The organism is Pirellulales bacterium (genome assembly GCA_035499655.1).
Lineage (GTDB): Bacteria > Planctomycetota > Planctomycetia > Pirellulales > JADZDJ01 > DATJYL01.
Window position 1 is genome coordinate 1 of record DATJYL010000202.1, and the last position, 3,360, is coordinate 3,360.

The following is a 3,360-nucleotide window of genomic DNA, read 5'->3' on the forward strand; positions in this document are numbered from 1 at the left end:
TTTCCCTTTTTTGTCGAACTGTGCGGAAAATTTCACCAGCATATCAGGCTTAAGAAAACTGGGGTCGGCCGTGCCGGTGACTTCAATCAAGCAATTTTTTTCCGGGGCCAGCCGCCAGTTCGTCCCATTGGCGTCGGTGACTTCTAACCCGAGTGTCCCTACGGCTGTTATGGTGGCCGTGCCTTGAAACGGCTGTGCCCCGCGATTCGTAGACGAATTCGGATTCGAATACGGATTGTTCGAACGATTGGTCCTAGGAACGTACGGCATGATGCCCGTACCGTATTGAGCCCAGGCCGGTTGCGTGCCGAGGGCCAGCCCACAAACGATCGCGGTCAGCCACATTGCATGCTGGTAATGAATGCAATCGAAAAATCTGTTTCCGTTAGAAGCGTACATACGTGCCTCGCCAAATACTGCTTGTCCCTGTTCCACAATCCAATCTAAGCCCGCGAAAAGGCAAAAGTCAACTAATTTGCGTGTGGTCCATTGTCCGTGGTCAGTTGCCGGTTGGGAACAATGGGTACGGCTGATGGGATGAAATTTGCCGTTTGCTACTGACTACTGACCACGGACAATTGACGATCACCCGAACAGCATGCTCACCGATTCGTTCCGGTGAATGCGCTTAATGGCCTGGCCCAACAGCGAGCCGACCGAAATCACTTTAATTTTTGGCAGCGTTTGTTGCGGTTTAAGAGGAATGGTGTCGGTAATCGCCACCGTATCGATGGGTGCGGAAGTGAGCCGGTCGATGGCCGGACCCACCAGCACACCATGGGTGGCGGCGACGTGAATTTCGCGAGCCCCATTCTCCTTCAGCACTTTGGCAGCGCCGCAAATACTGCTGGCCGTGCTGATCATGTCGTCAAACATCAGCACAATTTTGTCTTTGACCGAAGCGCCGATAATGTTTTCCTGCTTGGTGCTATCGGCGCTGGTGCGGCGCTTATCGACCACAGCCAGCGGCGCACCCAAGCGATTGGCATGCCCCAAAGCCCGTTTAATGCCTCCCTCATCGGCGCTGACAATGACCAAATCGCTCTTGGTTAAACCCTGGTTGCGAAAATACTCGTTGAGCACCGGTGCGGCGTAGAGGTGATCCACCGGCACGTCAAAAAAACCCTGCAACTGCGCGGCGTGCAAATCCATGGCCAGCACCCGGTCGGTGCCGGCGCGGGCGATCATGTTGGCCACCAGCTTCGCCGTAATCGGCACCCGGCCGGAATCTTTGCGGTCTTGCCGAGCGTAGCCGAAATAAGGCAATACGGCGGTAATGCGATAGGCGCTGGCTCGCAGAAAGCTGTCGATCATAATCAACAGCTCCATCAAGTTTTCGTTCACCGGCGGGCAAGTGGGCTGCACGATGAACACATCGCGTCCCCGCACGTCTTCGTCAATTTTGCAGGAAATTTCCCCGTCGGGAAAATTGCCGATGGTGACCTTCCCCAACGGCAAGCCCAAATACTCGCCAATTTTTCCGGCCAGAACCGGATTGGCGCGGCCGCTGAAAATTTTGAGATCGTTCATTGCCGGAAAGTGGTCAGTGGACGGTGGTCAGTTGTCAGTTGTGAACGATCAATCGTCATCCACTTATTCTGCTTGCGTTTTAGCCGCGACCCGTAGGGAAGCGCGCGTTTATCAACTCGGCCTCGACTTCGGCCAATTCGTCCACGGTGTTCACGCTCAACGTTTCGCACGCCGCCAATGCACACAGGGCCCGCACGTCTTTCCCTTCGGCTTTCAGGATACCAGGGCAATCGGTGATGTAATACTCCCCCTGGGCGTTCTCGTTGCGAGTTCGATCCAGCGCGTGCCATAACTGGCGGCTGTCGAACAAGTAATAACTCATGTTCACTTCGTGGATGGCAATTTGCACGGGCGTGGCGTCCTTTTCTTCCACAATCGCCACAAAATTGCCCGCAGCATCGCGCACGACACGCCCCAGCCCCGCCGGGTTCTGTTTAATAGCCGTTCCCATCAGGCAGGCCGGCCGAGTCCGCTCGAACTCCGTGAACATGGCCCGTAAAGTAGCTGGCTGCACCAGGGGGGTATCGCCGGTGAGAATCAAAATTTGCCCGGTGTGATTCGACAGCGCCGGTCGGCACACCATCACGGCGTGCCCGGTGCCCAACTGCGGCGATTGCTCCACAAATTCCACACTCATCTTTTCCCTCTCGCCTTGGGAGAGGGCCGGGGTGAGGGTGCCGCCGCTTTGCCAATGCGTTAGCTTTTCGCGCACCAAATCGGCCCGATAACCCACTACCACCACGACGCGCCGTACGCCCACTTCGGCCAGCGCGTCCAGCACGTATTCGATCATCGGCCGCCCGCAAACGGGAAACAGCACCTTGGGCAGGTCGGATTTCATCCGTGTCCCTTTGCCGGCGGCTAACACAATGGCGACGGGTGAAAGCATAGGAGGCGTTGCAAAAAGGATTCAAAATCAAACCCGGTTCATTTCCAATCCACAAAATTCTCCGGACCGATAAATATACCATTTGATCTGCTCAAACGCACCGGTGCAGATTGTGTCAATTGGCCGTGCCACTCGCTTATATCAGACACAAAATGTGCCGGGCGCAAAAAACGGGCGCCTCATCGCTGTGAGACGCCCGCTATGGCTGGTCTGAATCCGACCGCGCTGATGCTGTAAATAATTTATGCCGCCGCTGCGCGCCGTCGGCGCCAAATCGTCAGGCCTGCCAATCCCCCGAGACCTGCCAACACCATGCCCGAGGGCTCCGGCACCACTTGTACATTAAATTGAAATCCGGGATCGCCTTCTGGACTGTTGACGTAGATGAACGAAGTAGTCACTTTATCGCTGGTGATAAAATTGGCGTTTTGCATCAATTGAGTGTGCGATTCGCTGTCGGTAAAGCCAAAGGTTGCGTTTCCGCCCGACGCGATCAAATCGCCGCTACCGCCGATATCATACATTTCAATTCCGTAACCGTCCCCACCAAAGGCTGTCCCGGTCGAAAACCCAGTCCATCCCGTCGGCACGGTGATATTCGACGCCTGTGAACTAAGAAAATTGTAGGTTGGTCCCAGCGGGATCCAGGCGAACCACAACGTGCCGATGGTCGTCGTGCCCGTGTTGTGCAATTGAATGGTGTAATTGAAAGGCGCGCTGGTCTGAGCGGTCGAAATGGTGGCCGTGGCGCTAAGTTGTGCCCAGGCCGGAGCGGCGCTTACAAAGACCAACATGGCCGCAAGACTTAGAGCCACCGGACAAAACTAATCTTGCGTTGGTTGTTGAGTAGGGATCAATATGATGTCCTTTTGTGTTTCGGATCAAGTCGAATCACGGAGGGATGAAGGCCATGGCAGGTAAATTATTACCAGACGAGTTGT

4 protein-coding genes are annotated in these 3,360 nt (G+C 55.3%); all 4 read right to left on the reverse strand.

Annotated features, from left to right (window positions below; translation table 11 throughout):
- Positions 1 to 399, reverse strand: a 399-nt coding sequence (locus tag VMJ32_15010; GenBank protein HTQ40333.1) for a hypothetical protein, incomplete at its 3' end; no start/stop codon positions are given.
- A gap of 186 nt (positions 400 to 585) precedes the next feature.
- The gene (locus tag VMJ32_15015; GenBank protein HTQ40334.1) at positions 586 to 1,530 is read right to left on the reverse strand and encodes a ribose-phosphate pyrophosphokinase; all 945 of its coding nucleotides are present in this window, start codon (positions 1,528 to 1,530) and stop codon (positions 586 to 588) included.
- A gap of 79 nt (positions 1,531 to 1,609) precedes the next feature.
- Positions 1,610 to 2,419 (reverse strand): NTP transferase domain-containing protein, encoded by an 810-nt coding sequence (locus tag VMJ32_15020; protein HTQ40335.1) that lies wholly within the window; start codon positions 2,417 to 2,419, stop codon positions 1,610 to 1,612.
- Between the two features lie 242 nt (positions 2,420 to 2,661).
- Positions 2,662 to 3,213: a PEP-CTERM sorting domain-containing protein gene (locus VMJ32_15025; GenBank protein HTQ40336.1), complete on the reverse strand. Its 552-nt coding sequence runs from the start codon at positions 3,211 to 3,213 to the stop codon at positions 2,662 to 2,664.
- Between the last annotated feature and the right edge of the window lie 147 nt (positions 3,214 to 3,360).

Bases quoted from the DNA above. Each gene is read 5' to 3' on its own strand.
- VMJ32_15020 (HTQ40335.1), bottom strand. From the start codon at position 2,419: ATGCTTTCACCCGTCGCCATTGTGTTAGCCGCCGGCAAAGGGACACGG.
- VMJ32_15025 (HTQ40336.1), bottom strand. From the start codon at position 3,213: ATGTTGGTCTTTGTAAGCGCCGCTCCGGCCTGGGCACAACTTAGCGCC.
- VMJ32_15015 (HTQ40334.1), bottom strand. From the start codon at position 1,530: ATGAACGATCTCAAAATTTTCAGCGGCCGCGCCAATCCGGTTCTGGCC.